Genomic DNA, 26,204 nt, shown 5'->3' with positions numbered 1-26,204 from the left:
CAGGCTGCGCCTGCCACCTCCCCTTGCGGGGAGGATCGTAAGCCCGCCCCTTACTGCTGCGGTTCGGCGTCGTTCTCCACCGGCGCCTCATCACGCGTCACGCGGGCCGTCATCCCCGTGGCATCCGCATCGTCGAGCATCTGCTCGTCCGGCGCGATCGGCTTTTCGCGGGGCGGTTCGACTACCGCCGGCGCAGGCGGGGCCGCTTCGACCGGCGCAGCCTCGACCGGGGCAGGCGCCGCCTCGGACTCGGTCACGCCGGTATCCTCGACCATGTTGGTATCCGTCGCCGGCTGCTCGGGCTCGGAACTCGAACAGCCGGCCATCGCCATCGCGGCGAGCAGGCCTCCGGCGATGGCGGTACGGGTGCGGGTGGACATCGTCATGGCGTTTCTCTCAGCGAGCGGCGATCGTCTGGCGTGCGGTGCGCGCCTCGACCTTGGAAGCGAGGATGCCGTCCCAGTCATAGGGATCGGCGCGGAAGTTCATCTGGCCGTTGCCGCTGGCAAACGCGGTCCAGTAGAGCAGATAAACCGATACCGGCTTGACCAGGGATGCACGGACCGTGTCGCCCTTGGCGACCGCAGCGGCAACCATTTCGGGCGTCCAGCTCGGGTCGCCCTTCAACAACAGGTTGGCAAGTTCGGCAGGTTTTTCAAGGCGTACGCAGCCATGGCTCGAAAGCCGACTGAAGCTGGCGAACTTGGCTCGGCTCGGTGTGTCGTGGAGATACACCGAATAGTCATTGGGAAAATCGAACTTGAACCGGCCGAGCGCGCTCTGGTCGCCGGCCTGTTGCTGCAACCGGGTCCCGCCGATCACCTTGAAGCCGTTACGCTTGAAATACCCCGGGTTGGCCTTCTCCTTCGGCCACAACTCCTTCGTCGCGATCGAGGTCGGCACGTTCCAGGGCGGGTTGATGACGATGCTGTGGATCGTCGAGGAGAGCATCGGCGTCTCGTCGCCCGGCCGACCCGTCACCGCGCGCATCGACTGCACCGGCGTATCACCGTCGAACACGGTGAGCACGGCTGCCGCAATGTTAACCTGGATACGATCGCGCGGCAGGTCCTGCGGCAGCCAGCGCCAGCGCTCCATGTTCGCCATGATCTGGCGCACGCGATCGGTCGCCGACACGTTCAGCGCGGCGAGCGTCTGCGTGGAGACGATGCCACTGGGGTTGAGCCCGTAGCGGCGCTGTGCACGACGGACTGCATCGAGCAGGCCGGCGTCGAATGTGTCGCCGCTGGTCGAGACGTCCTTGTCCTCGGCCGCAAGCCGCTTGCGGAGCGCGATCACCCGCGGGCCGGTCGCGCCGAGCGTGAAGTCCGGCCCCGAAGCGAGCGGCGACCAGCCCCCGGCAGCAGCGATCGAACGGTAGTTCTGGAGCCCCTTGCGAAGGCCGTCATAGCCCGCATAGGGCGGGGGCAACGACGCGAACCACGCCGCGATCCGGTCTTGCCGCACGGCATCGGCGAACGCAGGCGTCGGATCGTACGCGGGCGGGCGCAGGCCCCAGTCCCGCTGGAAATCAGCCTCGCTGAGACGACCGGCATGGACCGCGCGCGCATGGTCGAGCGCGGCGCGGACGAGTTCGTCCTTGGTCGGCGCAGTGGTCGACGCGGTCGCGGCGGACTTGAGGCCCTGCGCGACGATGTCGCTGTTGAGCAGCTTGTCGAGCAACGTCGCCTGCGCATCGCTCAGTGGCGGCACGGTGATGACTGGCGGGGCCAGCATCGGCGCAGCCATCGGGCTGGCCGGGGCGACCGTCGGCGTCACCGGGGGCGTAACCTGTTGTGCGGCCAGCGGCGTTGCCATGAGCAGCGGCATCGCGGTCGCTGTCGCGGCAACCGCGATCGCCGACCGGATCATACCGGCCTTCACTCGTCCATCATCCAAACCGCGCGCCATACTCATCCTGTCTAACCGTATCTCGTCGACGCTTTCGCACGACGTAGCTCTCCCTTAGCTGAACCGGAGTCGCTAAGCATCGCCAATCGGGCCGATTTCGTCGGTTGGGGCCTACGCCGCGGATTTTTCCTGCCGGGCGAGCACCTCATACGCCATCACCGCGGTCGCGACTGCCGCGTTGAGGCTGTCCGCCTTGCCGAGCATCGGGATTTTCACGAGCGCGTCGCAGGCTTGGGCCATCTCGGGCGGCATGCCCTGCGCTTCGTTGCCCGTGAGCAGGAAGGTCGGGCCGGTATAGGTGGCGGAGCGGTAGTCGGTATCCGTATCGAGGCTGAGCCCGACCAGTTGGCCGGGCCCCGTCCGCAGCCACGCGTGAAACGGCTCCCACTCGGTCTTGACGACGGGGATGGTGAACAGCGCACCCATGCTCGCGCGCACCGCCTCCACGGAGAAGGGGTCGACCGACTCGCCGATCAGGATCAGCCCGCCAGCGCCGACCGCGTCGCCGGTGCGCAGGATCGTGCCCAGATTGCCGGGATCGCGCAGCCGCTCCGCGACCAGCCAGATGCCGGCGCTGTTGCGGTCGAGGTCTTCGAGCCTGGCGTCGAACTCGTCGAACACGCCGACCACGGCTTGCGGGTTGTCCTTGCCCGACAGCTTCGAAAGAATGTCCGGCGTGGTCTGGATCGACTCGCCGCCAGCTTCCTCAACGTCCATCGACAAAGCGTGGACCAGCGGATGGTTGGCGCTGGCCGCCGCATAGAACAAGGTGCGGGGCAGGCGGCCTGTCTCGCGCGCTTCGGTGAGGATGCGCAGGCCCTCGGCGAGGAACTGTTCTGGCCGCACGCCGATGGCGCTTGTCGCGCAGGTCGCGGACATACTTGATCAGCGGGTTGGAAAAGGCGGTTATCTCGCGGGGCATCTAGCGCCCCTTCCGCTTGTGGGAGGGGTTGGGGGAGGGGTTTGTAAACACGCCGCTGCTCATGCCTCCCTCGACCCCTCCCGCAAGCGGAAGGGGGAGAACGTCAATCCTCGCCGAACTTCGCCTCGACCAGCTCGGCAAGTGCGGCCACCGTATGCTCGGCGCCATCGCCTCTCGCGCTGATCGTGATCGCGTCGCCCATCGCCGCGCCGAGCATCATCAGCCCCATGATCGAGGTGCCGGTGACGTGATCCGACCCGTCTTTGTCACGCGCACCTCGACACTATGCGTCGAAGCGAGCGTCACGAATTTGGCGCTGGCCCGCGCGTGGAGCCCGCGGCGGTTGGTGATCTGGACGGTGCGCGAAACCTCGCTCACGCCGCAGCCTCGCCGAGAACCTCGGAGGCTACCGAAATATATTTGCGACCCGCCTCACGGGCAGCCGCGACAGCAGCGACGACGGTCATCGACTTGCGCGCCGACCCGAGCCGGATCAGCATCGGCAGGTTCATCCCCGCGATCACCTCGATCCGGCCGCGCTCCATCAGCGAGATTGCGAGGTTGGAGGGGTGCCGCCGAACAGGTCGGTCAGCACGATCACGCCGCGCCCGACATCGACCGCCTGGATCGCGGCGGCGATATCCGCGCGCCGCTCCTCCATGTCGTCGTCGGGACCGATCGCGATCGGCGCGACGCGCTCCTGCGGGCCGACGACGTGGATCATCGCGCGAACGAATTCTTCGGCCAATCGACCGTGCGTTACCAGAACAAGGCCGATCATGTCAGCGTTTCATACTCATAAGACGACCGGTGATCCCTCGAGCGCATCCTGCGGTGCGGCCCCTAGGTCGCGGTGGTCAACACTGGGGGAAAACCCGCTTCGCGCAACCGTCGGCCGATCCGTTCGGCAACATGAACCGACCGGTGTCTCCCTCCGGTACACCCAATCGCGACCGTCACGTACGACTTGCCTTCCGCCCTGTAGCGCGGGAGCAACAGCATGAGCAGTTCCTCGATCCGACTCACCGCCGCCTCGTACGCGGGATCGGCCATGATGTAGGCGGACACGTCGCCGTCGAGCCCGGTACCGGGACGCAGCGTGGCGTCCCAGTGCGGGTTGCGCAGGAACCGCATGTCGAACACAAGATCGGCATTGCGCGGCAGGCCGCGGGCGAGATCCGAACGACCGGATCGACAGCGTCGGCTCGCCGAGACGTTCGCCAGAGAAATTGGCGCGGATCTGTTGCGCGAGTTCGTTAGCCGACATCTCGGTCGTGTCGATCAGCCGGTTCGCCCAGTCGCGCAGCGGCGCGAGCAGATCGCGCTCGCGGCCGATGCCGTCTATCGCGGGCCGGTCCAGCGCGAGCGGATGGCGCCGCCGCGTCTCGGAATAGCGCCGCTCGAGTTCGGCGGCCGAGCAATCGAGGAACAGCGTGCCAATCTCGAGACCGTGGCGATCGCGGAATTCGCGAATCCGGCGAACGATCCGCTCGGGGTCGAAATCGCGGGTACGCGCGCCGATGCCGATCGCGAGCGGCTGCGAATCGTCGGGCGAACCCTCGGGGAGGGGCGCATCGAGCAATCGGTCGAGCAACAGCAGAGGCAGGTTGTCGACGACCTCCCAGCCAAGATCCTCCAGCGTCTTGAGAACGGTCGACTTGCCCGCCCCGGACATGCCGGTCACGAGCAGGATATCCTTCGGCCGTGTCATTCTACAGTCTCCGGATTGCGCAATGCGAGTTCGACCTTGATCGGGGCGGAGGCGTGAAACGGATCGACCGCGAACTGGCGGACCTCGATTCCGGCGATCTTCCGCAAACGGCGTTCGGGCATCCGCTCGACCGCGCCGTCGACCCGGACGAGCAGGCCCACCGGAACGTCGTCGACATGGGGCATGGCGAGGATGCCGATCCCGCGGACTTCGATCCGACCGGCGATCATCGTCGGTGCGCGTGCGAGCAGGGTTTTGCCCGAGCGTACCACGAGCGTCTGGTCGTCGCTGACGAGGATCGCGCCACGGTCGATCAGGCGCAGCGCGAGGTCGGACTTGCCCGACCCGGACGCGCCCTCGATCAGCACGGCAAGCCCGTCGATCGCGACCGTGGTGGCGTGGAGCCGATCTGAGGAGGGGACACCCACGTGCGGTCCTTACAACGGCGTGTCGGCGAGCGGTAGTCGCACGACGAAGCGCGCGCCACCTATCCGGTCCTCTCGCGATTCGACGAAGATCGCGCCCTGGTGCCCGTCGACGATGGTCCGTGCGATCGCGAGGCCCAGGCCCGAATGCTGGCCGAACGTCTCGCTGTCCGGGCGGACCGAGTGGAACCGCTTGAACACGTCCTCGCGCGCATCCTCGGGAACGCCGGGCCCTTCGTCCTCGACACGGATGACGAGTTCGTCGCGGTCGGGGATCGCCGAGATCGCGATCAGGCCGCCATCGGGCGAGAAGGACAGCGCGTTGTCGATCAAATTCTCGAACACGCGTTCAAGCCGCGCGCCTTCGCCCAGCACGATCGTGCGGTCGTCGGCATTCCGGTCGAATCGAAGCCGGATACCGCGCTCGACCCCGCGCGTGTCGCGTTGCGCGACCAGCCCGTCGATCATCGCCGCGATATCGACCGGCTCGAACTTGGCGCGGCTTAGCTGGGCGTCGAGTCGCGAAGCCTCGGAGATATCGGACAACAACCGGTCCAGCCGCTGGACATCGTCGCGGACGATCGCGAGCAACTGCGCCTGGAGCGCCGGGTCCTTCACGCGCGACAGGCCCTCGACTGCGGACCGGAGCGAGGCGAGCGGGTTCTTCATCTCGTGCGTCACGTCCGCAGCGAACGCCTCGGTCGCGTCGATCCGCGCCCTCAGCGCAAGGCTCATGTCCGACAGCGCCCGCGCGAGCATGCCGAGTTCGTCGCGGCGGGAGGAGGCGGGGCACCACCACTTCGCGTGCGCGTCCGAGCCTGACCCGAACCGCCGCGCGCGCAAGGCGGCGGAGCGGCCGGACGATCGTCCGCGCCAAGAACAGCGACAGCAGGATCGACACGATCGACACGCCGAGCAGCACCATGCTGAGCCGGAACCGCTCGATCCGCACCGTCCGGGTAATGTCGCGTGCGTTGACCGTCGTCATCACGACCCCGCCGGCACGGAGTGGCGCTGCGGCGGTGATGACCGGCGTGCGATCAGGCGCGCGCCAGACCGTCGTCGCAACCCGGCGTCGCGCCTGGGCTGTGGCGACGTCGGGCCAGCGCTGGCCCTCGTTGCGCTCGCGGTAGAGCGGCGGTCGCGGCGCCATCACGACGATATCGATCGCCGCGTCCAGGAACCGCGCGATGACCTGATCGCGATCCTCCTTGTCGGGGTCCTGCAGGACGAAATTGCGCAGTCCGAGCGTCCGGCTGTCGACGATCGTCGTGCCACCGCCATCGAACAGGCGGATCCGCGATCCGGTGTCCGAGGCCAACCTCAACACCAGCGGGTTGCGCTGCGCAGGGTCGACCGACGAGATCGCCTCGCCGATCAGCCTCGCTTCGCGCGCGGTCTGTGCGACGCGGCTGTCGACGATCCGGCTGCGGTAGGAATCGAGGTAGAAGAATCCGCCTGCGAGCAACAGCAACGCGAAGATGTTGACCGCCAGGATGCGCCGCGTGAGCGAGATCTGTCCCGACCAGCGCAGCGTGAGATCGCGGCCGTCGTCGCCGAGCTCATTCCTCAGAAAATCGATACCCGGCACCATATAATGTCTCGATTGCGTCGAACGCGGGATCGACCTGCCTGAACTTGCGGCGAAGTCGCTTTATGTGGCTGTCGATCGTCCGGTCGTCGACATAGATGTCGTCCTGATAGGCCGCATCCATCAACTGGTTGCGCGTCTTGACGATGCCGGGTCGTTGCGCAAGCGTTTCGAGGATCATGAACTCGGTGACCGTCAGCGTGACGGGCTCGCCGCCCCACAAAGTCCGATGCCGCGCCGGATCCATGCTGAGCCGGCCGCGCGCGAGTGGTCCGGCGGCTTCCGCTTCGGTCTCGGTACCCGGCGATTGCGCGAGTTCGGTCCGGCGCAGGATCGCGCGGATGCGGGCGATCAACAGCCGCTGCGAGAACGGCTTGGCGATATAGTCGTCGGCCCCCATCGCGAGCCCCAGCGCCTCGTCGAGCTCGTCGTCCTTGCTGGTCAGGAAAATCACCGGAATCTGGCTCTTCTCGCGCAGCCGGCGGAGCAGTTCGAGCCCGTCCATCCGCGGCATCTTGATATCGAAGATCGCCAAGTCGGGCGGATTGTCGGTCAGCGCCTTGAGCGCGGTCTCACCGTCCGAATAGACGCGCGTGACGAAGCCCTCGGTCTGCAGCGCGATCGACACGGAGGTCAGGATGTTGCGGTCGTCGTCGACCAGCGCGATCGTTGCGGTCATTTTTGGGCCGTCATCTCTGGCTTGCTCGCCTCGGTCGTTGGCGTATCGGCGTAGGCCAAACCGTGCCGGCACTCAACTAAGACCGTATCGGGACCGCGTCATCGATTGGCGCATTTGACCCGTGGAAAGGCGCCCCGTACAGCCGCGCGCAACGACATACATACGTATGCGAACACTATCTGGAGAGATGCCTTGCCCAACAAACGTATTCCGGCCGGCGGCCTAGCCGCGCAGGGGATAGAAACCCGCGCTACCCTGCATTGGAACCTCGTCACCGCGCAGCTTGTCGAAGCCGCGCTCGAACGCGGCGAGGGTACGCTGTCCGCCGACGGTCCGCTGGTCGTCGAAACCGCGCCGCATACCGGCCGCTCGGCGCAGGACAAATTCATCGTCCGCGATGCCGAGACCGACGCGACCGTCTGGTGGGGCAAGAGCAACAAGGCGATGGAGCCCGCGCATTTTGCCGCGCTGAAGGAGGATTTCTTCGCTGCGCTGGCCGCCAAGGACGAACTGTTCGTTCAGGATCTGTACGGCGGCTCGCAGGTCGACCACCGCGTCAACGTCCGCGTCGTGACGGAACTCGCCTGGCACAATCTGTTCATCCGGACGATGCTGGTGCGGCCCGAGCAGGCGGCGCTGAAGGATTTCGTCGCGGACTACACGATCGTCGACCTGCCGAGCTTCCGCGCCGATCCCGCGCGCCACGGCTGTCGCAGCGAGACGGTGATCGCGGTGAACTTCACCGACAAGCTGATCCTGATCGGCGGCACCAAATATGCCGGCGAGATGAAGAAGTCGGTGTTCGGTCTGCTCAACTATCTCCTCCCGCCAACCGGCGTGATGCCGATGCATTGCTCGGCCAACATGGGCGCGAACGGCGACACCGCGGTGTTCTTCGGGCTGTCGGGTACCGGCAAGACAACGCTCTCGGCGGACGCGAGCCGGACGCTGATCGGCGACGACGAGCATGGCTGGTCGGATACGGCCGTCTTCAATTTCGAAGGCGGGTGCTACGCCAAGATGATCCGCTTGTCCGCCGACGCCGAGCCGGAGATCTTCGCGACCACCAAGCGGTTCGGGACGGTGCTGGAGAACGTCGTGATGGATCCGGCGACGCGGTTGCTCGATCTCGACGATCACACGCTGGCCGAGAACAGCCGCGGCGCGTACCCGATCGACTTCATCCCGAATGCGTCCGCCGAGAACATGGGGCCGGTGCCGCGCAACATCGTGATGCTGACCGCGGATGCGTACGGTGTACTCCCGCCGATCGCGAAGCTGACGCCCGACCAGGCGATGTACCACTTCCTCTCGGGCTACACCGCGCGCGTCGCCGGGACCGAGATCGGCGTCACCGAGCCGGACGCGACCTTCTCGACCTGTTTCGGCGCACCGTTCATGCCGCGGCATCCGTCGGTGTACGGCAATCTGCTCAAGGAGCGTATCGCCAAGGGCGGCGTCGATTGCTGGCTGGTCAACACCGGCTGGACCGGCGGCAAATACGGCGTCGGCAACCGCATGCCGATCAAGGCCACCCGGGCGTTGCTGAACGCGGCGCTCGACGGGAGCCTCAACGATGCCGAATTCCGGACGGACCCGAACTTCGGCTTCCAGGTCCCGGTAAGCGTCCCCGGCGTCGACAGCGCCATCCTCGACCCGCGCACGACCTGGGCGGACAAGGACGCCTACGACGCGACTGCGGCCAAGCTGGTAGACCTATTCGTGGAAAACTTCGCCCAGTTCGCCGAACATGTCGACGAAGGCGTCCGCCGAGCCGCGCCGAAAGTGAGAGAAACGGCCTAAAACTCCTCTCCCTTCAGGGGAGAGGAAGGGGCCCGCACGACGAAGTCGGGTGGGAAGGTGAGGGCACGTGATACGGGGTGCCCTCACCCTCGACGCCACGCGTCTCCCCCACCCCGAGCTGCTTCCCCTCCCTGAAAGGGAGGGGCCGGGGTGGGTAGGCCCGCTTGAGCCACAACGGTTCGGGCATGCGGAACCCGACCCACCCCCAACCCCTCCCTTCCAGGGAGGGGAGCAGCGAGCTCAGCCCTCCGAGAGCGGGGTAGGACTAAAGCAGCTCCACCACCACCTCACCGTCAACAACCGCCGCAACCCGAACCCGCGCACCAACGCCCGCATCCTTACCACGAGCTGGCCAGCTTCCATCGCCCACCAGCACGCGCCCGCGGCCGCCGACGATCGCCGTTTCGACAACGACGACTTGCCCCACCAGTCTCGCGGACCGATCGTTCAACATCGGATCGCCACCCTCGACCGGGTAATCGCGGTACCAGCGCTTCCCGATCAGCACCGTCACCGCGCTCCAAACCGCAAACGCGCCCAACTGAACGGCCACCGGCAAATCCGGCAACACGAACACCGCCACCCCGGTCACCGCCGCGGCGATGGCGAGAAACACCAGGAACACCCCCGGCACCGCCAGTTCCGCGATCCCGAGCACCAGCGCCGCGATCAGCCACGCGCCCGCGGCACCACCGACCACGTCCATCAGCTTTTCGGAACCTCGGTCGACTTCGACAACTCGAACGGCCCACGAGCGGCAGGCTTGGCCGGCGGTGACGCGACCGCATCGCGCAGCGCATCCTTCGCCAGTTCGCCGATTCCCCCAAGCGTCCCCATCAGCTGCGTAGCCTCGACCGGAAACAGGATCGTCTTCGCATTGGGCGAGGTCGCGAATTTGCCGATCGCCTCGACATATTTCTGCGCGATGAAATAGTTGATCGCCTGCGCGCCACCCTCCTCGATCGCCTGAGACACCGCCCGCGTCGCCGAAGCCTCGGCAACCGCCGCCCGCTCACGCGCCTCCGCGTCACGGAACGCCGACTCCTTCCGCCCCTCGGACTCGAGGATCCGCGCCTGCTTTTGCCCCTCGGCGCGAAGGATCTCCGAAGCACGCGAACCTTCTGCATCGAGAATGTTCGCCCGCTTCTCACGCTCGGCCTTCATCTGCCGCCCCATCGCATTCACGATGTCGGCCGGCGGACGGATGTCCTTGATCTCGACCCGCGTGATCTTCACCCCCAAGGCGTCGTCGCATGATCGACGACGTTGAGCAGACGCGCGTTGATCTCGTCGCGCTTCGACAGCGTCTCGTCGAGGTCCATCGATCCCATCACCGTCCGCAGGTTCGTCGTCGTGAGCTGCAACAGCGCCTGGTACAGGTCCGACACCTCGTACGCCGCCTTGGCCGAGTCGAGCACCTGGAAGAACACGACCCCGTCGGTCGAGATCATCGCATTGTCCTTGGTGATGATCTCCTGGCCGGGATATCGATCACCTGCTCCATCATGTTCACCTTCCGCCCGACGCGGTAGAAGAACGCGGGGTAGAAATTGAAGCCGGGCCGCGCGACCGTGGTGAAGCGGCCGAAATGCTCGATCGTGTATTGATAGCCCTGGCGGACGATCTTGATGCTGGTGAAGAGGTACAGCAGCACCAGCGCCAGCAGGAGCGCGGCAACGATCAGGCCCATCGAACAATCCCCCATCCGTGTATCGCACCGCTATAGCACGTCGCGCGCTACAGGGCCTAGCCGTGCGCGCGCGCTTTGGTTACATGGCGCGCCACCTCACACCCAGGAACGGCAGCTCTCATGGATATCCGCCTCGGCCTCACATTCGACGACGTCCTCCTGTATCCGGGGAATCGGACGTGCTGCCAAGCCAGGCCGATACCCGGACGCAGGTGACGCGCGGCATCGCGCTCAACATCCCGATCCTGTCCTCCGCGATGGACACCGTCACCGAAGCCGACATGGCGATCGTCATGGCGCAGCTCGGCGGCATCGGTGTGCTCCACCGCAATCTGACGATCGAGGAGCAGGTGGTGGCCGTGCGCCAGGTCAAGCGCTTCGAATCGGGCATGGTGGTCAACCCGATCACGATCAGGCCGACCGCGACTCTCGGCGAGGCGCAGGCGCTGATGTCGGGCCACCGGATCAGCGGCATCCCGGTGGTCGAGGCGGACGGCAAGCTCGTCGGTATCCTCACCAACCGCGACGTGCGTTTTGCGGGCGATCCGAAACAGCCGGTCAGCGAGCTGATGACGCATGAGAACCTCGCCACCGTCTCGACCGAAGTCGGCAAGGAAGAGGCGCGCCGCCTGCTCCATGCCCGCCGGATCGAGAAGCTGCTGGTGGTCGACGCGCAGTATCGCTGCGTCGGGCTGATCACCGTCAAGGACATCGAGAAGGCGGTGATGTTCCCGGATGCGACCAAGGACGAGGCAGGCCGGCTGCGCGTCGCGGCGGCGACGACTGTCGGCGACAAGGGCTTCGACCGGACCGAACAGCTGGTCGACGCCGGCTGCGACCTGATCGTGATCGACACCGCTCACGGCCACAACCGCGACGTCGGCCGCGCGGTCGAGCGCGTGAAGAAGCTCTCAACTCGGTCCAGGTCGTCGCGGGCAACGTCGCCACCGGCGAAGCCACGCGCGCGCTGATCGATGCGGGCGCGGACGGGATCAAGGTCGGCATCGGCCCCGGCTCGATCTGCACGACGCGGGTGGTAGCTGGCGTCGGCGTGCCGCAGCTGACCGCGGTGATGGATTGCGCGGAGGCTGGCCGCAAGGCTGGCGTGCCGGTTATCGCCGACGGCGGGATCCGTACCTCGGGCGACATGGCGAAAGCGCTGGCGGCGGGCGCATCGACGGTGATGATCGGCTCGCTGCTCGCGGGCACCGACGAGGCGCCTGGCGAGACGTTCCTGTACCAGGGCCGTGCGTACAAGTCGTACCGCGGCATGGGCTCGGTCGGCGCGATGGGCCGCGGCTCGGCGGACCGTTACTTCCAGGGCGACATCAAGGACCAGTTGAAGCTCGTGCCCGAGGGCATCGAGGGGCAGGTCGCGTACAAGGGCCCGGCACGCGACGTCGTTCACCAGCTCGTCGGCGGCATCAAGGCGGCGATGGGGTATACGGGTTCCGCGACGATTCCCGATCTCCAGGCGCGCGCGGAGTTCGTCCAGATCACCGGAGCCGGGCTGATGGAGAGCCATGTCCACGACGTGACAATCACGCGCGAAGCGCCGAACTACCCGACGCGGTAAGACGCGGGTGGTTGGCGAGGGCTCGGCTAGGCGCCTCGCTGCTCTCCCGCGAAGGCGGGAGCCCAGTCTGGATCCCCGCCTTCGCGGGGAAACACGCTTTTCCTGGAGATTGCAAAGGATCGCTACCACCCTTCTCCGTCATCCCGGCGAACGCCGGGACCCACGGACACGGCGGACCCAGCGATAGCGCGCAACCACTTCCCGGTCCGCAACCATGGGTCCCGGCGTCCGCCGGGATGACGGGATTGGGAAGAGAGGCACCGTGATCCTCACCGAGCCCCGAAGTTATTCCTCCCGCTCGCGGGAGGGGCTAGGAGGGGATGATGACGAACACCCCGTACCAAACCTCCCCCGAACCCTCGCGACGTCGGGAGCCAACACGTGACTCCCAGCACGCACCCAGGCCGCGATCGAACTGCTCGACCAGATCATCGCCGCCGCCCGCGAGTCCGGCGCCGCCGCCGACACGTTGATCGCCCGCTATTTCGCGACCCGCCGCTACGCCGGCTCCAAGGACCGCCGCGCCGTCCGCGAGCTCGTCTACGCCGCAATCCGCAAGGCTGGCGATCGGCCCGAGACCGGGCGTGCCGCGATGCTGCTCGTTGCCGACGCGGACTCCGAAGTCGCCGCGACGTTCGATGGCTCGACCCACGCGCCGGCGCCGATCGCCAAGGACGAGCCGCGCGCGCGTGCCGGTGTCGCGCCGCAGTGGCTGACCAAGGCTTTGCGGGCTTCCGGGCTCGACGGCGCCGCGCTGACCGATCTTGCCGGCCGCGCGACGCTCGACCTGCGCGTCAACACGCTGGTTGCCGATCGCGCGACCGTGCTGGCCGCGCTGCCCGAGGCCGAAGCCACCCCGCATGCGCTGGACGGTATCCGCTTGCCGACCGGCACCAATGTCGAATCGCTCCCGCTGTTCAACGAAGGCGCGCTCGAGGTGCAGGACGAGGGCAGCCAGATCGTCGGCCTTGCGATGCAGGCGAAACCGGGCGAGCGGATCGTCGATCTGTGCGCGGGTGCGGGCGGCAAGACGCTCGCGCTCGCCGCGACGATGGCGAACGAGGGGTGATCCTCGCGTGCGACACCGACCGCAACCGGCTTGCACGGCTGACCCGCGCGCGACCCGGGCCGGCGCGACGATCGTCGAGAGCCGCCTGCTCAACCCGACGCGTGAGATCGAGGCGCTCAGCGAATGGGCCGGTCGCGCCGATGGCGTGCTGGTCGATGCACCCTGCTCGGGCACCGGCACATGGCGGCGCAATCCCGAGGCGCGCTGGCGGCTTACCCCCGACCGCGTCTCGCGGCTGCAATCGACGCAGCAGCAGGTGCTCTCGGTCGCCGCCACGCTGGTCAAGCCCGGCGGAGCACTCGTCTACATCGTCTGCTCGCTGCTCGACGCCGAGGGCACCGACCAGGTCACCTGGTTCCTGAACGCGCATCCCGGCTGGACCACCGAGCCCCTGACACTCCCGGCCGGCGCAAAACACGGCCACGGCGTCCGCCTCGAACCCGGCCGCGACGGCACCGACGGCTTTTTTGTCGCGCGCCTCCGGGCTGCGTGCTAGCCAGCCGGTTAATGACCCGCCTGGAGACGATCATGCGTTTTCGTCCGTTGCCTTTGCCGCCACGCTGACACTCGTGTGCGTATCGACGTCGCTCAGCGGGCAGCGCCCCGACGCGCAGATCGACGCGCGCTCGATGCAACTTCTCGCCCAGGGGCGCTCGCTGGTCGCCGCAGGCAATCTCGACGGCGCGACCGACGTGCTGGAGACCTCCGTCGCGGTCGACCCACGCAACCGTGCCGCGTTCCTGCTGCTCGCCAAGGTCGCCGAAACGCGCGATCTGCCGGGCAAGGCGATCCGCCTATACCGCGAGGCCTTGTTGCTAGAACCGAACGACGTCGCGGCGTTGAAGGGGCAGGGCGAGGCGCTTGTCGCCAAGGGCGCCGTGGTCCGCGCGAAGGACAATCTCGTGAAGATCCGCACGCTCTGCAAGGGCGCGTGCCCGGAAGCGACGCAGCTGTCCGCGGTGATCGCGAAAGGCCCGCCGATCGCGACGGCGCAGGTCGACAAGACGCCGGTAGCCGCCAAGGACTGACGCACTCCCCTCCCTGGAAGGGAGGGGCAGGGGTGGGTCGCCCTCCGGACCAGCGCAACGCCCGCCAAGCAGCCAACCCACTCTCAACCCCTCCCTTCCAGGGAGGGGAAGATCAGCGGGTCTCGCGCGCCAGCGCCGTGAAATCCGCCACCGACAGCGTTTCCGCCCGCCGCGTAGCCTCGACCCCGATCCGCTCGAGCGCATCCAGCGCGCCCGGCACGCCCTTCAAACTCTGCCGCAACATCTTCCGCCGCTGCCCGAACGCCGCGCCCGTCAGTCGCTCCAGCACCGCGAAGTTCACCCCTCGGGCGCCTCCACCGGCACCAGATGCACCACTGCCGACATGACCTTAGGCGGCGGCGTGAACGCCGACCGGTGCACCGGCATCGCGATCCGCGCGGTCGAGCGCCACTGCGCCAGCACCGCAAGCCGCCCATAATGATCGTCGTTGGTCTTCGCCACGATCCGCTCGGCGACTTCCTTCTGGAACATCAGCGTGCACGACCGCCACCACGGCAACCATGACGCCGACAGCCAGCCGACGAGCAACGCCGTGCCGATATTGTACGGCAGGTTCGACACGATATGCGGCTTGCCCTCGAACAGCGTCGGCGCGTCGATCTCCATCGCATCGCCCTCGATCACGCGCAGCATCCCCGGATATGCCTCGCCGAGTTCGGCCAGCGCCGGGATACACCGCCGGTCACGCTCGATCGCCGTCACCCGCGCGCCCGCCGCAAGCAACGCGCGCGTCAGGCCACCCGGCCCAGGCCCCACTTCGAGCACCTCGGCATCGCGCAGATCGCCCGGAACCGCGGCGATCCGCTTGAGCAACTGCATATCGAACAGGAAATTCTGCCCCAGCGCCTTGCTCGCGTTCAATCCGTACCGCGCGATCACCTCGCGCAGCGGGGCAGCGCCGTTACCGCATCGCTCACGACTTGCAGGCTGCGGTCTGCGCGCGCCGGTCAGCCGCTTCGCCCGCCATCGCGATCGCCGCGATCATCGCACCCGGCTCGGCGAGGTCCTTACCCGCGATCGCAAACGCGGTGCCGTGATCGGGCGAGGTCCGCACGATCGGCAACCCCAGCGTCATGTTGACGCCCTCGTCGAAATGGATCGTCTTGAGCGGCACCAGCGCCTGGTCGTGATAGCAGCACATCACGACGTCATACGTGGCACGCGCCCGCGGGTGGAACATCGTGTCCGCGGCGAATGGCCCGGTCGCATCGATACCTTCCTCGCGGAGGATCGCGATCGCCGGCGCGATGATCTCGATCTCCTCGCGCCCGAGCGCACCCTGTTCGCCGGCATGCGGATTGAAGCCCGCAAAGGCGAGCCGCGGGTTCTCGATCCCGAAATTCCGCAGCAACCCGCGTGCAGTCGCGCGGCCCTTGGCGACGATCAGGTCGATCGTCAGCAGCGCCGACACGTCCTTCAACGGCACGTGGGTCGTGATCGGCACTACCTTCAGCGATGGCCCGGCCAGCATCATCACCGCATTGTCACCAGCCACGCCATAGCGTTCCGTGACGAACTCGGTCTGCCCCGGATGACTGAAGCCGATCGCATACAGCTGCGACTTCGACACCGGCCCCGTCACCAGCGCGCGCGCCGCCCCGGTACGGACAAGCCCCACGGCCAGCTCCAGCGAATGCAGCGCACATCGCGCGCCATCGGCGTCCGGGTGCCCGGGAACGATCGTCCCGGCGTCGCCCACCGTCAGTACCGGCAGCGCGTCCGCGAACACCGCCCCGGCTTCGTTCATATCCGCGACCCGCGCGATCTGCCCGGTCCAGACCCGCTCGATCGCGCGGGCGTCGCCGACCGCGACGAACGGCGGCAAGCGGTGCGTCTCACGCGCGTCCCAGGCCTTGGCGATGATCTCCGGACCGATCCCCGCAGGATCGCCCATCGATACCGCGAGCGGGTGTACGCGCGTCACGCGCCGATCATCCCATCGCGGTCACCGGTCGCGGTCACCGATAATCGACCACGGCATCGCGCCGCAGATCGCGCAGCTTCTGCTGGGCGCGCAGGTTGACGCGCTGCTGTTCGAGCTGGCCCTGGATCTGCTCCGAATTCGGCACCGATCCGGCCTGCGCATCGTCGCGTCCGCACAGCACCAGCGCGCGCACGCCCTGTTCCGCGGAGCCGAACGGCGGCGTCGACTGACCGACCTGAAGCTTCAGCATGATCTCCTGAAGCTGTGGCGGCAGGTCGCGGATGCGAACCGTGTCGTTGTCGACCACGTCCGCACCGATTCCGGCGGCGACCTTCTCCACGGTGCCGCACCCGCGCAGATCCTGCGTCGCCTTGGCGAATGCCTGGGCACGCGCCGCGGCCTGCGCCTGGTTGGTGTTCGGCGGGAACTTGAGCGTCAGCTGCTTGAGGCTGAGCTTCGCATCGCGGGGATCGGCCGTCAGCACCTGACGCTTGTCGGTCAGGTACAGGATCGAATAGCCGCCCGAGACCTCGATCGGCCCCGCGACTTGGCCAACCTGCATCGTCGTCGCGGCTTCGGCCAGTGGCGCCGGCAGCGTCGCCGCACGGATCCAGCCGAGATCACCGCCGACCGCCCGGGTCGACGCTTCGGAGAATTGGCGCGCATAATATTCGAACGGCTGCGCGCCCTTCTGGATTTCCTGAAGGATCTGCTTGGCGTTCGTATAGACCTGCTGGCTGTTCGCCGGCGTCGCCGCGAGATAGATTTCCTTGAGGTTGAACTCGTCGGTGCCCTTGGCCGCCTGGAGACGGTCGATGATCGACTTCACTTCCTCGTCGCCGACGTTGACGAACGGCTCGACGCGGCGGCGCAGATAGCGCTGCCAGGCGAGCTCGCCCTCGATCTGCCGCTTGAGCGACCGCTCGGACGACCCGGACTCGCGCAGGAATGCGCGCATCGCCTCCGGAGTCCTGTTGAACCGCTTGGACACCGCATTGTAGCTCTGCGTCAACTCGGCCGGCGTGATCGCGATGTCGGCGGTCTTCGCCTCCTGGATTTGCAGCGTCTCGTCGATCAGCTGGCGCAGCACCTGGAGCTTCAGCCGCTCGCGATCTTCGGGCGACAGCTTCGCCTCGTTCGCCATCGCCACCAGCGCCACGCGCTGGTCGACGTCGGTACCGGTGATGACCGTGTCGTTGACGATCGCGGTCGGCTTGCGGACGTTGGGGTCGAGCTTGCCGAAGATCTGCAGGTTGGTCGGGATATCGAGACCGGTGTTGTCCGGCACGCTCTGGTCCTGGACCGTCCGACCGGCACCTTCCTGGCTCGCGGCACCCTGCGGAGGAGCGCTCTGTGCGATCGCACTTGCCGCCAGCGCGGCCAGAACCACCGCCCCGATCACACGGCTGCTACGCGCCGCCAGTCGAACATCATGCTTCAAGTGTCGGTATCCCATCATCGCGCGCCGTACATCGCACCGTCATTGCCATGACGGCACATATCCGGCGTTGCCCCAAAGTAGCTGAACGCGGGCTTAGCGGCCGAGGTTGGTGAAGGCCAGCGTCAACAGGAAGCTGTTGCCCTTACGCGCGTCGCCGGTGTCGTTGTAGGTTCGCCGCCACGTCCCGCCGAGACGCAGGCAGTCGTCCTCATATTGGATGCCGATCCGGTGCCGGATCGGGGTGAAGCCGTCGCTGCGGGACAGCGGGTCCTCCGACGCGTTGGTGAGATCGACCACGCCCGAGCCGAACGCCGACCAGAATCGCGCGAACTGAACGCGGCCGGCGACGCGGACCTCCTCGCGGTCGCGCAGATCCTCGATCGACGCGTCGATGTTGCGGTTCAGCTTCAGATAGCCGACCAGCACATAGGTCGCCCGCGAACCGATCGTAGCGTCGAGCTCGTTGCGGCGGATCGCAAAGCCGTCCTTGTCGAGTCGATAGCGGTGGACGATCGAGACGAAGTCGCGGAACCGCAGTTCGCTGCGCCCGACGATGTCGGAGAACCGATCGCTGAGGCCGGTGCCGTCCGGCAGGATGGTGGGGCGCAGGTCCAGGCGATAGCTCTGGCCGACATTGGTGGTGAAGCTGATGCCGGGCAGGTCGAGCGCCCATTCGCCACCATAGGTGACGCGCGACGAATCCTCGAACCGGTCATAGCCAGCGAACCGGTTCAGCGAGAACAGGTTGGTGTCGTCGAGATCGACCGCGCGAGAATCCTCGTTCGGCAGGGTGATGTTCGCGACCTTGGGGGCCGCGACGAACTGAACCCGCGGGGTGAACCTGCTGCGTGCCGCCAAGGAACGTCCCGATGAACGGCCACTTCACGTCGACCGCGACCGCACCGATCGCGCGCTGGTGGAAGCCCTCCAGCCCACGGTAGCTGAGGTTGGTCGTCGCGTCGGTATTGTCGGTGTTATACAGGTCGCCGCGTGCAAACGCCGTGAACGTGACCTCCTGGCCCCAGTTGGTGAAGCGGCGCAGGTCCCATTGCAGGCTAGCGAACGCGCGCTGCGTGTCCTGGCCATCGGTGCGGGTCAGCGCGAGCGTGTTCAGCTGGAGCTGGAACCGGCCGCCGACCAGCCCGTCGTCGAACCGCTTGCGATAGTCGATCTCGGGCAGCGCGATCGGCTGATCCCCCTGCCTGTCGGCGACGCGCAACGTCTGCGCATACCAGCCGCTCAGCGAGAAATAGCTGCTGTCGTCGATCCGCTCCAGGCTGGCGGTGGTGCGCAGCCGATCATCGCGCGAGATGTCGTAGCGGCGCAGGAACGTCCGATCCGTCGTCAGGCGCAGCGAACCGCTCGCGGTCCAGTTCGGCGACAGCTGATAGCGCCCCACGCCGTCGATATAGCCCCGGAACGCCATGCTCGTGTCGGTCGGGTCCGCGGTCGCCAGATCGTCGCTACGCCGGCTTTCGGTCGCATAGGCGCGCACTTTGAACGCACCCTTCGAATTGAGCGCGGAATAATCGACCTGCGCCATCGGCAGCACGCTGCTGTAGATGTGCGGGGTGATGACCAGCCCCTGGTTGGGGGCAAGCTTCCAGTAATAGGGAACGCTGACTTCGACGCCGTTGACGCGGCTGTATCCGCCGTTCGGCGAGAGCAGCCCGCTATCGCTCCCGCCACCGACCGGATTGGAGAATTCGGGGAGCGGCAGACTCGGCAGGCCGAACAGGTGCAGCCGCGCGCCCTTATAGAAGATGCGTTTACGCTCGGGTCGATAAGTGACGCGGACTGCGGTGATCTTCCACGTCGGTTCCTTCGGGCAACCGGCGGAATTGGTGACGCCGCACGGCGTGTAGGCCGCGGTTTTCAAATTGACCGTGCCGTCGGCGTCGCGCGTGCCCTGCTCGGCGGCGAGGCGCCCGCCCTGTTCGAGCACGACGAGCATGTTGTCGACCACGCCGTCCTTCAGCAGATCGGTCAGGTTGATCTCGTCGCCGTACGCGATGTCGCCTTCGGGATTGGTGACCGCGATATTGCCGGTCGCGACGACCTTGCCGGTCTTGCGGTTCCAAACGACCTTGTCGGCACGCAGGCGGCTGCCCTGGCGGAACATCCGGACTTCACCGGTCGCGGTGACGATATCGGTGTTGGTGTTGTATTCCAGCGCCGTGGAGCTGAACTGCACCTGGTCCTCGGCCGGTGTCGCCGTCGACGCATTGGCGACCGGCGGGTCCTGCACCGGTGGCGCGACCGGGCGGTTCTGGAAATCCTGGGCCTGCACGGGCGAACTAGCCAGTCCGCACGCCAGCGCGAGCGAAACGGCACAACCCGTCAAAAGGTCGATACGCAACACGATCCGAACCAACCCCTTTGGCACTGGGCAGCCGTTTGCCGCCATATCGCCCGCCTATCGCACCACCGGCCCTTCGCTGCAATCGCATCCCGCACTCGCTTGCAGGCGCGTCGCTGCAATCATCGGGCGTTGAGGGGCTCCACCTTGCTTTGCCGGACCAGCGGCATCAACTTATGGGGTACGCACATCCGTTCAAAAGCTTCCCGAGGTTTCTTCATGCAGATCGTCTTCGCCCCGACCGTTCCCGCCAACGCCCCGATCCTGGCCGTCCCCGTCGCAAAGGACAGCGTGGCGCAGACCAAGTGGAGCGCGATCGGCGGCGATGTCGAGGCGGTGGCGACCAGCGCGGCGAGCGCGGCACGGTTCGCAGGCGAGGCGGGTTCGGTCGTCGAGCTGTTCGTGCCCGTCGACGGCGCAGTCCGCCAGGTCCTGCTCGTCGGCGTCGGCACGGGCGAAAACGCCGATTGGGAGAAGGCCGGCGGCGCGATCACCGCACGCCTGCTGACCTCCGGCGCGACCTCGGTCGCCGCCGATCTCTCCGCCGGCGCCACGCCGACTCCCAAGGCCGCCGCGCACTTCGCCGCCGCCGCCGCGCAGCGCGCATGGCGCTACGACACGTACCGCACCAAGCTGGCCGAGAAGTCGAAGCCGACGCTGACCGAGATCACCATTGCCGGCGCGCCCGAGGGCACCGATGCGGCGTGGGCCGAGCAGTTGGCGGTCACCGGCGGTCTCGACCTGACGCGCTGGCTGGTCACGTCGCCGCCGAACGTCGTCTATCCCGAGAGCTTCGTCGAGAAGGTGACCAAGGACGTCGAGGGCCTCGGCCTGGAGATCACCGTGCTCGACGAAGCGCAGATGACCGAACTCGGCATGGGCTCGCTGCTCGGCGTCAGCCAGGGCTCGCGTCGTGAAGCGCGCATCCTCGCGCTGAAATGGAACGGGGCAGGGGCCGATGCACCTACCCTCGCGCTCGTCGGCAAGGGCGTGACGTTCGATCTGGGCGGCATCTCGATCAAGCCCGGCGCGGGCATGGAAGACATGAAGTGGGACATGGGCGGGGCAGGCGCCGTCGCCGGCGCGATGAAGGCACTGGCCAGCCGCAAGGCGAAGGCGAACGTCGTCGGCGTGATGGGCCTGGTCGAGAACATGCCCGATGGCGCCGCACTACGCCCGAGCGACGTCATCACCTCGATGTCCGGCCAGACGATCGAAGTGCTCAACACCGACGCCGAGGGACGCCTCGTGCTCTGCGATTGCGTCACGTGGGTGCAGCAGGCGCACAAGCCGACCACGATCGTCGATCTCGCCACGCTGACGGGGGCGATGATCGTCGCGCTCGGCACCGAGAATGGCGGCATCTTCGCCAATGACGACGCGCTCGCCGACCAGTTGATTGCGGCCGGCAAGACCACCGGCGACACGCTGTGGCGCTTCCCGCTGTCGCCCGCCTACGACAAGCTGATCGACTCGCCGATCGCCGACATGAAGAACGTCGGCCCCGCGGCGCGGGCTCGATCACCGCGGCGCAGTTCATCAAGCGCTTCGTCGACGAGGGCGTGAAGTGGGCGCATCTCGACATCGCCGGCATGGTCTGGTCCGACAAGCCCGGCACCAACCACGACAAGGGCGCAACCGGCTACGGCGTGCGGTTGCTCGACCAATTCGTCGCGGACAATTTCGAGGGCTGAACGCAAGAATTCTCCTTCCGCTTGCGGGAGGGGTTAGGAAGGGGCCAACCGCGAGCGGTGTCGAGCGAGGCGAACCCCTCTCGACCCCTCCCGCAAGCGGAAGGGAGTAAGCATGCAGGTCGATTTCTACCACCTAACCAGCCCCTCGACCGCGTCCTCCCGCGCATCGCCGAGCGCGTCGTCGCAACCGGCGGCCGCCTCCTGATCGTCGCCGAACCCCAGGAACAACGCACCGCCCTCGACCGCCTGCTCTGGTCCTACGCCCCCGAGAGCTTTCTCCCCACGCCCAGGCCGGCGGCAACGACGATGCAGCGCAACCCATTCTGATCGCGGACGACATACTCGAAACCGCCCCAGGCAATGCGGCGCGCAACGTCGCGGTCGTCGATGGTCGCTGGCGGGACCTGACCCTGACCTTCGACCGCGCCTTCCACATCTTCGACGACGAAGCGATCCGCGAAGCCCGCCTCGCTTGGAAGGCGCTCGCCGACCGCGACGGCGTCGAACGCCGCTACTGGAAACAGAACGACGCCGGACGCTGGGAACAGGCCGCCTAGTTGCATTCGGACCGCCCCGGCTCTAGGGCGGCGCCACTCTTCCAAAGCTTTATTACAGGAGCCCGTGACCATCATGGCCGCGAACCGTACCTTTTCGATCATCAAGCCCGACGCAACCCGCCGCAACCTGACCGGTGCGGTCACCAAGATGCTCGAGGAAGCCGGCCTGCGCGTCGTCGCTTCGAAGCGCATCCAGATGACCCGCGAGCAGGCCGAGGGCTTCTACGCGGTCCACAAGGAGCGTCCGTTCTTCGGCGAGCTCGTCTCGTTCATGATCTCGGGCCCGGTCGTCGTCCAGGTTCTCGAAGGCGAGAACGCGATGCAGCGCAACCGCGACATCATGGGCGCCACCAACCCGGCGAACGCAGAGCCCGGCACGATCCGCAAGGAACTCGCCGAGTCGATCGAAGCCAACACCGTGCACGGTTCGGATTCGGACGAGAACGCCGCAATCGAGATCGCGTACTTCTTCAAGCCCGAAGAAATCGTCGGCTGATGATCTGGCGGTTGCGACGGGCAGGGCCGGGCGACGCGCCCACGCTGTCGTTCGTCGCATCCGCCACGTTCCTCGATACCTATGCGACCGTGCTGACGAGGGCGGATATCGTCGCCCACTGCACGATCAAGAACAGCATCGCCACGTTCGAGACGTGGCTGGCCGACCCCGCGACGATCGTGACGCTCGCCGAGCACGAACCCGGCCACGCACCGATCGGCTACACGGTGCTCACGGCACCCGATTTCCGATCGAACCCGGCCCCGCGGACATCGAACTCCGCCGCATCTACCTGATGAAGCACGCGCAAGGCACCGGCCTCGGCGCCGCCCTGATGACCCGCGCCCTCGAAGATGCCGCCGCGGCGGCCCACACTCGCGTCCTGCTAGGCGTATGGGACCAGAACATTCGCGCCCGGGCTTTCTACGAACGCCACGGCTTCGAGGTCATCGGCGCCCGCCAGTTCACGGTCGGCACCACTCTCCACGAAGACCCGGTCTACGTCCGGACGGTGTGAGGTTCCGGGGTCGGGGCGCCCCATTGCACCGCAGAGCTACCACCCCGGCGAAGGCCGGGGCCCAAGTGGCAAGGCCATGGTAATTACGCGCTGCACTCCGTTGGCAACGTCCCCAACTGGGCCCGGCCTCCGCCGGGGTGGTGGTTAAGCCGCAGGCTTCTCTTTCGCCCAGATCGCATCGAGCCGCGTCTGGTCCCCGCCACGCTGCCGAACCCGCAAGCCCTCGAGCTTCAGCGCTCGACCCCGCAGCATCCGCCCCTCGGTCTTCCAGATTACATCGTAGATCCCAACTGCCGAGCGCGTCCGGTCGCCATCGAAATACTGCACGCTCACCAGCACCGGCAGCCGACCCGCACGATCGTCCGACCCGCCATCGGTCAGCTTCAACAACGGCTCCGAGAACCACGACGCATCGATGATCGGTTCGGCCGGCGGCCGCTGCGGCGATACGCCGAGCGCCTTGGGAAACGTGATCGTCACGTCCTGAAGATCATGCCGCGCATCCTTCAGCAACAGCGTATCGCCGCCATCCTGCACGATCGCCGACAGGTCGATCTTGGTCCGCTCACGCGCGGCACTCGACTGCGCGGCGAGCTTGTCCGCCTCGTTCGCCCGGTGATCCGACCAGTTGGTCCACAACGTCAGCGCGGCGATCAGCACGCCTGCAACTGCCACGACTTCCGCCAGCGTGACCCAGCGCCGCCGCGTCGCCGCAGCCTCGCGCCGTTCGGTCGGAGTCTCGCCGCTCATCGACCGCCAGCTTCCAGCAGGCGGGCAGGGGCCGCCAGTTCCCAACTCCGCGCGATCCGGTCCTCGACCAGCGCCCAGTCCGGATCGCCCGCAAGGTTCACGCCGACCCACCCGGTCGCACCAAGATACGCCGGCCGCGAATACACGCCCGGGTTCGCCTCGATCAGCATCGCCTGCTCGTCGGCTCCGCCCGTCTTTACGCACACCACGGTCAGCCCATCTTCATGATGGTCCGCCCGAAACTGCGCAAACTGCTTGCCCGCGACGAAGAACGTCGGCTGGCCATGCGACACCGTCTCTTCGGTCTCCGGGAGCGCCAACGCCGCCGCGCGAATGCGGTCGAGAGGGGACAGATCGGTCATCGCGTCACGAACTCCGCCAAGGTCTTGGGATACAGCGCATGTTCGGCCGCAAGCACGCGCTCCGCAAGCGCATCCGCATCGTCAACCGCAAGGATCGGCACCTCGGCCTGCCCCAGCACCACGCCGCCATCAAGCTCTTCGGTCACGACATGCACCGAGCACCCACCGACCGCATCGCCCGCCGCAATCGCCCGCGCATGCGTGTCGAGCCCTTGTATTTGGGGAGCAGCGACGGATGGATATTGACGATCCGATCCCGCCACGCCGCCACGAACCCGTCCGACAGCAACCGCATATACCCGGCCAGCGCAACGATCTCGACACCCGCCTCGCGCAACGCCGCGTCGATCGCCGCCTCGTACGCCGGCTTCCCCAGACCCTTGGGCGAGAGCGCGAAGGTCGCCACACCCTGCGACCGCGCCCATGCGAGCCCAGCCGCATCCGGCTTGTCCGACGCCACCAACGCGATCTCATACGGACACTCGGCCGCGCGCGACGCGCCCACCAGCGCTATCATGTTCGATCCGCGCCCCGAGATCAGCACGCCGACCCGCGTCTTCTCAGCCATGCGTCGCGGTCCAGTCCTCGCGCGCGCTCCAAGTGCCCGCCGACCCGCGCACAGTGCAGCCATGCGTCCCGGTCTCGATCCGCCCGATCGTGAACACCGTCTCGTCCGCCGCCTGAAGCGCCGCAGTGACCGCCTCGGCCTCGTCGGCACTCACGATCACGACCATGCCGATCCCGCAGTTGAACGTCCGCGCCATTTCCTCCGGCTCGATCGCGCCCTGCGCCTGCAGGAACGCCATCAACCGCGACTGCTCCCACGCGTCCGCGTCGACTACCGCATGCACACCGTCCGGCAGGACGCGCGGAATGTTCTCGAGCAGCCCGCCGCCGGTGATATGTGCCAGCCCCTTGATCCGCCGCTCGCGCAGCAGCGGCAGCAGGCTCGCCACATAAATGCGAGTCGGCGCCATCAGATGATCGATCAGCAACTTGTCCTGGTCGAACAGCGCAGGCCGATCGAGCTTCCACCCGCGATCCGTCGCCAGCCGACGAACCAGCGAGAACCCGTTCGAATGCACACCCGACGACGCCAGGCCGAGCATCACGTCGCCCGCCGCGATCTCGCGTCCGGTCAGCACGTTGGTCCGCTCGACCGCACCGACGCAGAAGCCGGCCAGGTCGTAGTCGCCATCTGCATACATGCCCGGCATCTCGGCGGTCTCGCCGCCGATCAGCGCACACCCCGCGGTCTTGCACCCTTCCGCGATCGAAGCGACGACACGCTCGGCGACCGCCGCATCGAGCTTCCCGCTCGCATAATAATCGAGGAAGAACAGCGGCTCGGCGCCCTGTACGATCAGGTCGTTGACGCACATCGCGACGAGGTCGACGCCGACACCCTCATGCCGATCCCATTCGATCGCGAGCTTCAGCTTCGTCCCGACGCCGTCGTTCGCCGCGACCAGCAGGGGATCGACGAACCCCGCCGCCTTCAAGTCGAACATCCCGCCGAACCCGCCAAGATCCGCGTCCGCGCCCGGCCGTCGCGTCGAGCGCGCGAGCGGGGCGATCGCGCGCACCAGTGCGTTGCCTGCGGCGATCGAAACGCCCGCTTGAGCGTAGGTATAGGAGCCCGTGGCGGGAGCGGCGGAGTTTGGCGTATCGGTCATGA

Annotated in this window: 15 protein-coding genes and 13 pseudogenes; 9 read left to right on the top strand and 19 right to left on the bottom strand. The window is 67.1% G+C overall.

Going from position 1 to position 26,204, the window contains the following annotated elements; all coding sequences use genetic code 11:
- Positions 1 to 50: 50 nt before the first annotated feature.
- The 9 genes and pseudogenes from AC0IX7_RS05895 to AC0IX7_RS05855 all read right to left on the bottom strand — a co-directional run bounded on the left by AC0IX7_RS05895 (position 51) and on the right by AC0IX7_RS05855 (position 7,239).
- Entirely contained in the window at positions 51 to 386 is a 336-nt protein-coding gene (locus AC0IX7_RS05895; protein WP_471810835.1) for a hypothetical protein, read from the bottom strand.
- Positions 387 to 396: 10 nt separating this feature from the next.
- Positions 397 to 1,872 carry a L,D-transpeptidase family protein gene (locus AC0IX7_RS05890; RefSeq protein WP_471813757.1) on the bottom strand — a complete coding sequence of 492 codons (1,476 nt, stop codon included), beginning with the start codon at positions 1,870 to 1,872 and terminating at the stop codon, positions 397 to 399.
- A 150-nt stretch (positions 1,873 to 2,022) separates the two neighbouring features.
- Positions 2,023 to 2,833 (bottom strand): annotated as a pseudogene (locus AC0IX7_RS05885) (TrmH family RNA methyltransferase).
- A gap of 103 nt (positions 2,834 to 2,936) precedes the next feature.
- Positions 2,937 to 3,211 (bottom strand): annotated as a pseudogene (locus tag AC0IX7_RS05880) (HPr family phosphocarrier protein).
- A pseudogene (locus AC0IX7_RS05875) lies at positions 3,208 to 3,614 on the bottom strand (PTS sugar transporter subunit IIA). Before AC0IX7_RS05875 ends, AC0IX7_RS05880 begins: the two co-directional pseudogenes overlap by 4 nt.
- A 15-nt stretch (positions 3,615 to 3,629) precedes the next feature.
- Positions 3,630 to 4,544 (bottom strand): annotated as a pseudogene (gene rapZ / locus AC0IX7_RS05870) (RNase adapter RapZ).
- Positions 4,541 to 4,972: an HPr kinase/phosphorylase gene (locus tag AC0IX7_RS05865; protein ID WP_471810834.1), complete on the bottom strand. Its 432-nt coding sequence runs from the start codon at positions 4,970 to 4,972 to the stop codon at positions 4,541 to 4,543. Before AC0IX7_RS05865 ends, rapZ begins: the two are co-directional and overlap by 4 nt.
- Positions 4,973 to 4,981: 9 nt before the next feature.
- Positions 4,982 to 6,563: pseudogene (locus tag AC0IX7_RS05860) on the bottom strand (sensor histidine kinase).
- Positions 6,532 to 7,239: a response regulator transcription factor gene (locus AC0IX7_RS05855; RefSeq protein ID WP_187504848.1), complete on the bottom strand. Its 708-nt coding sequence runs from the start codon at positions 7,237 to 7,239 to the stop codon at positions 6,532 to 6,534. The pseudogene AC0IX7_RS05860 and the gene AC0IX7_RS05855 overlap by 32 nt, the downstream one beginning before the upstream one ends.
- A 192-nt stretch (positions 7,240 to 7,431) precedes the next feature.
- On the opposite strand from AC0IX7_RS05855, the gene AC0IX7_RS05850 reads away from it, so the two are divergent.
- Positions 7,432 to 9,042 carry a phosphoenolpyruvate carboxykinase gene (locus AC0IX7_RS05850; RefSeq protein WP_471810833.1) on the top strand — a complete coding sequence of 537 codons (1,611 nt, stop codon included), beginning with the start codon at positions 7,432 to 7,434 and terminating at the stop codon, positions 9,040 to 9,042.
- A gap of 265 nt (positions 9,043 to 9,307) precedes the next feature.
- Here AC0IX7_RS05850 and AC0IX7_RS05845 read toward each other — a convergent pair whose 3' ends face one another.
- Both AC0IX7_RS05845 and AC0IX7_RS05840 read right to left on the bottom strand, forming a co-directional pair.
- Positions 9,308 to 9,748: an NfeD family protein gene (locus AC0IX7_RS05845; protein ID WP_471810832.1), complete on the bottom strand. Its 441-nt coding sequence runs from the start codon at positions 9,746 to 9,748 to the stop codon at positions 9,308 to 9,310.
- A pseudogene (locus AC0IX7_RS05840) lies at positions 9,748 to 10,732 on the bottom strand (SPFH domain-containing protein). The gene AC0IX7_RS05845 and the pseudogene AC0IX7_RS05840 overlap by 1 nt, the downstream one beginning before the upstream one ends.
- 120 nt (positions 10,733 to 10,852) lie before the next feature.
- Here AC0IX7_RS05840 and guaB point away from each other — a divergent pair.
- The 3 genes and pseudogenes from guaB to AC0IX7_RS05825 all read left to right on the top strand — a co-directional run bounded on the left by guaB (position 10,853) and on the right by AC0IX7_RS05825 (position 14,405).
- Positions 10,853 to 12,308 (top strand): annotated as a pseudogene (guaB, locus tag AC0IX7_RS05835) (IMP dehydrogenase).
- 409 nt (positions 12,309 to 12,717) lie between these two features.
- A pseudogene (locus AC0IX7_RS05830) lies at positions 12,718 to 13,873 on the top strand (RsmB/NOP family class I SAM-dependent RNA methyltransferase).
- A 73-nt stretch (positions 13,874 to 13,946) separates the two neighbouring features.
- On the top strand, positions 13,947 to 14,405 hold the full coding sequence (locus AC0IX7_RS05825; RefSeq protein WP_471810831.1) for a tetratricopeptide repeat protein: 459 nt from the start codon (positions 13,947 to 13,949) through the stop codon (positions 14,403 to 14,405).
- A gap of 112 nt (positions 14,406 to 14,517) precedes the next feature.
- Here the strand turns inward: AC0IX7_RS05825 and rsmA are convergent.
- The 4 genes and pseudogenes from rsmA to AC0IX7_RS05805 all read right to left on the bottom strand — a co-directional run bounded on the left by rsmA (position 14,518) and on the right by AC0IX7_RS05805 (position 20,198).
- Positions 14,518 to 15,287 (bottom strand): annotated as a pseudogene (gene rsmA / locus AC0IX7_RS05820) (16S rRNA (adenine(1518)-N(6)/adenine(1519)-N(6))-dimethyltransferase RsmA).
- A 52-nt stretch (positions 15,288 to 15,339) separates the two neighbouring features.
- On the bottom strand, positions 15,340 to 16,350 hold the full coding sequence (gene pdxA, locus AC0IX7_RS05815) for a 4-hydroxythreonine-4-phosphate dehydrogenase PdxA (RefSeq protein WP_471810830.1): 1,011 nt from the start codon (positions 16,348 to 16,350) through the stop codon (positions 15,340 to 15,342).
- Between the two features lie 34 nt (positions 16,351 to 16,384).
- On the bottom strand, positions 16,385 to 17,806 hold the full coding sequence (locus AC0IX7_RS05810) for a peptidylprolyl isomerase (RefSeq protein ID WP_471810829.1): 1,422 nt from the start codon (positions 17,804 to 17,806) through the stop codon (positions 16,385 to 16,387).
- A gap of 78 nt (positions 17,807 to 17,884) precedes the next feature.
- A pseudogene (locus tag AC0IX7_RS05805) lies at positions 17,885 to 20,198 on the bottom strand (LPS-assembly protein LptD).
- Positions 20,199 to 20,369: 171 nt separating this feature from the next.
- Between AC0IX7_RS05805 and AC0IX7_RS05800 the strand changes: the two are divergent.
- The 5 genes and pseudogenes from AC0IX7_RS05800 (at position 20,370) to AC0IX7_RS05780 (ending at position 23,414) form a co-directional block, all read left to right on the top strand.
- Positions 20,370 to 21,844, top strand: a pseudogene (locus tag AC0IX7_RS05800) (leucyl aminopeptidase).
- 112 nt (positions 21,845 to 21,956) lie between these two features.
- Positions 21,957 to 22,401: pseudogene (locus AC0IX7_RS05795) on the top strand (DNA polymerase III subunit chi).
- 73 nt (positions 22,402 to 22,474) lie between these two features.
- Positions 22,475 to 22,897: a nucleoside-diphosphate kinase gene (ndk, locus tag AC0IX7_RS05790; protein WP_307089276.1), complete on the top strand. Its 423-nt coding sequence runs from the start codon at positions 22,475 to 22,477 to the stop codon at positions 22,895 to 22,897.
- A complete protein-coding gene (locus AC0IX7_RS05785) occupies positions 22,897 to 23,193 on the top strand; it encodes a hypothetical protein (protein WP_471810828.1) in 297 nt (98 codons plus the stop codon). Before ndk ends, AC0IX7_RS05785 begins: the two co-directional genes overlap by 1 nt.
- Positions 23,193 to 23,414, top strand: coding sequence for a GNAT family N-acetyltransferase (locus AC0IX7_RS05780; protein WP_471810827.1), 222 nt, complete (start codon positions 23,193 to 23,195; stop codon positions 23,412 to 23,414). Before AC0IX7_RS05785 ends, AC0IX7_RS05780 begins: the two co-directional genes overlap by 1 nt.
- A gap of 144 nt (positions 23,415 to 23,558) precedes the next feature.
- On the opposite strand, the gene AC0IX7_RS05775 is transcribed toward AC0IX7_RS05780, so the two are convergent.
- The 4 genes and pseudogenes from AC0IX7_RS05775 to purM all read right to left on the bottom strand — a co-directional run bounded on the left by AC0IX7_RS05775 (position 23,559) and on the right by purM (position 26,202).
- Positions 23,559 to 24,164 carry a hypothetical protein gene (locus AC0IX7_RS05775; protein WP_471810826.1) on the bottom strand — a complete coding sequence of 202 codons (606 nt, stop codon included), beginning with the start codon at positions 24,162 to 24,164 and terminating at the stop codon, positions 23,559 to 23,561.
- Positions 24,161 to 24,526: an MmcQ/YjbR family DNA-binding protein gene (locus tag AC0IX7_RS05770; RefSeq protein ID WP_471810825.1), complete on the bottom strand. Its 366-nt coding sequence runs from the start codon at positions 24,524 to 24,526 to the stop codon at positions 24,161 to 24,163. The genes AC0IX7_RS05775 and AC0IX7_RS05770 overlap by 4 nt, the downstream gene beginning before the upstream one ends.
- Positions 24,523 to 25,094, bottom strand: a pseudogene (purN, locus tag AC0IX7_RS05765) (phosphoribosylglycinamide formyltransferase). The gene AC0IX7_RS05770 and the pseudogene purN overlap by 4 nt, the downstream one beginning before the upstream one ends.
- Positions 25,087 to 26,202: a phosphoribosylformylglycinamidine cyclo-ligase gene (gene purM / locus AC0IX7_RS05760; protein ID WP_471810824.1), complete on the bottom strand. Its 1,116-nt coding sequence runs from the start codon at positions 26,200 to 26,202 to the stop codon at positions 25,087 to 25,089. The pseudogene purN and the gene purM overlap by 8 nt, the downstream one beginning before the upstream one ends.
- Positions 26,203 to 26,204: the final 2 nt, after the last annotated feature.

This window comes from Sphingomonas sp. AC411 (assembly GCF_979253035.1).
This window is presented reverse-complemented; position numbering and strand designations above follow the sequence as displayed.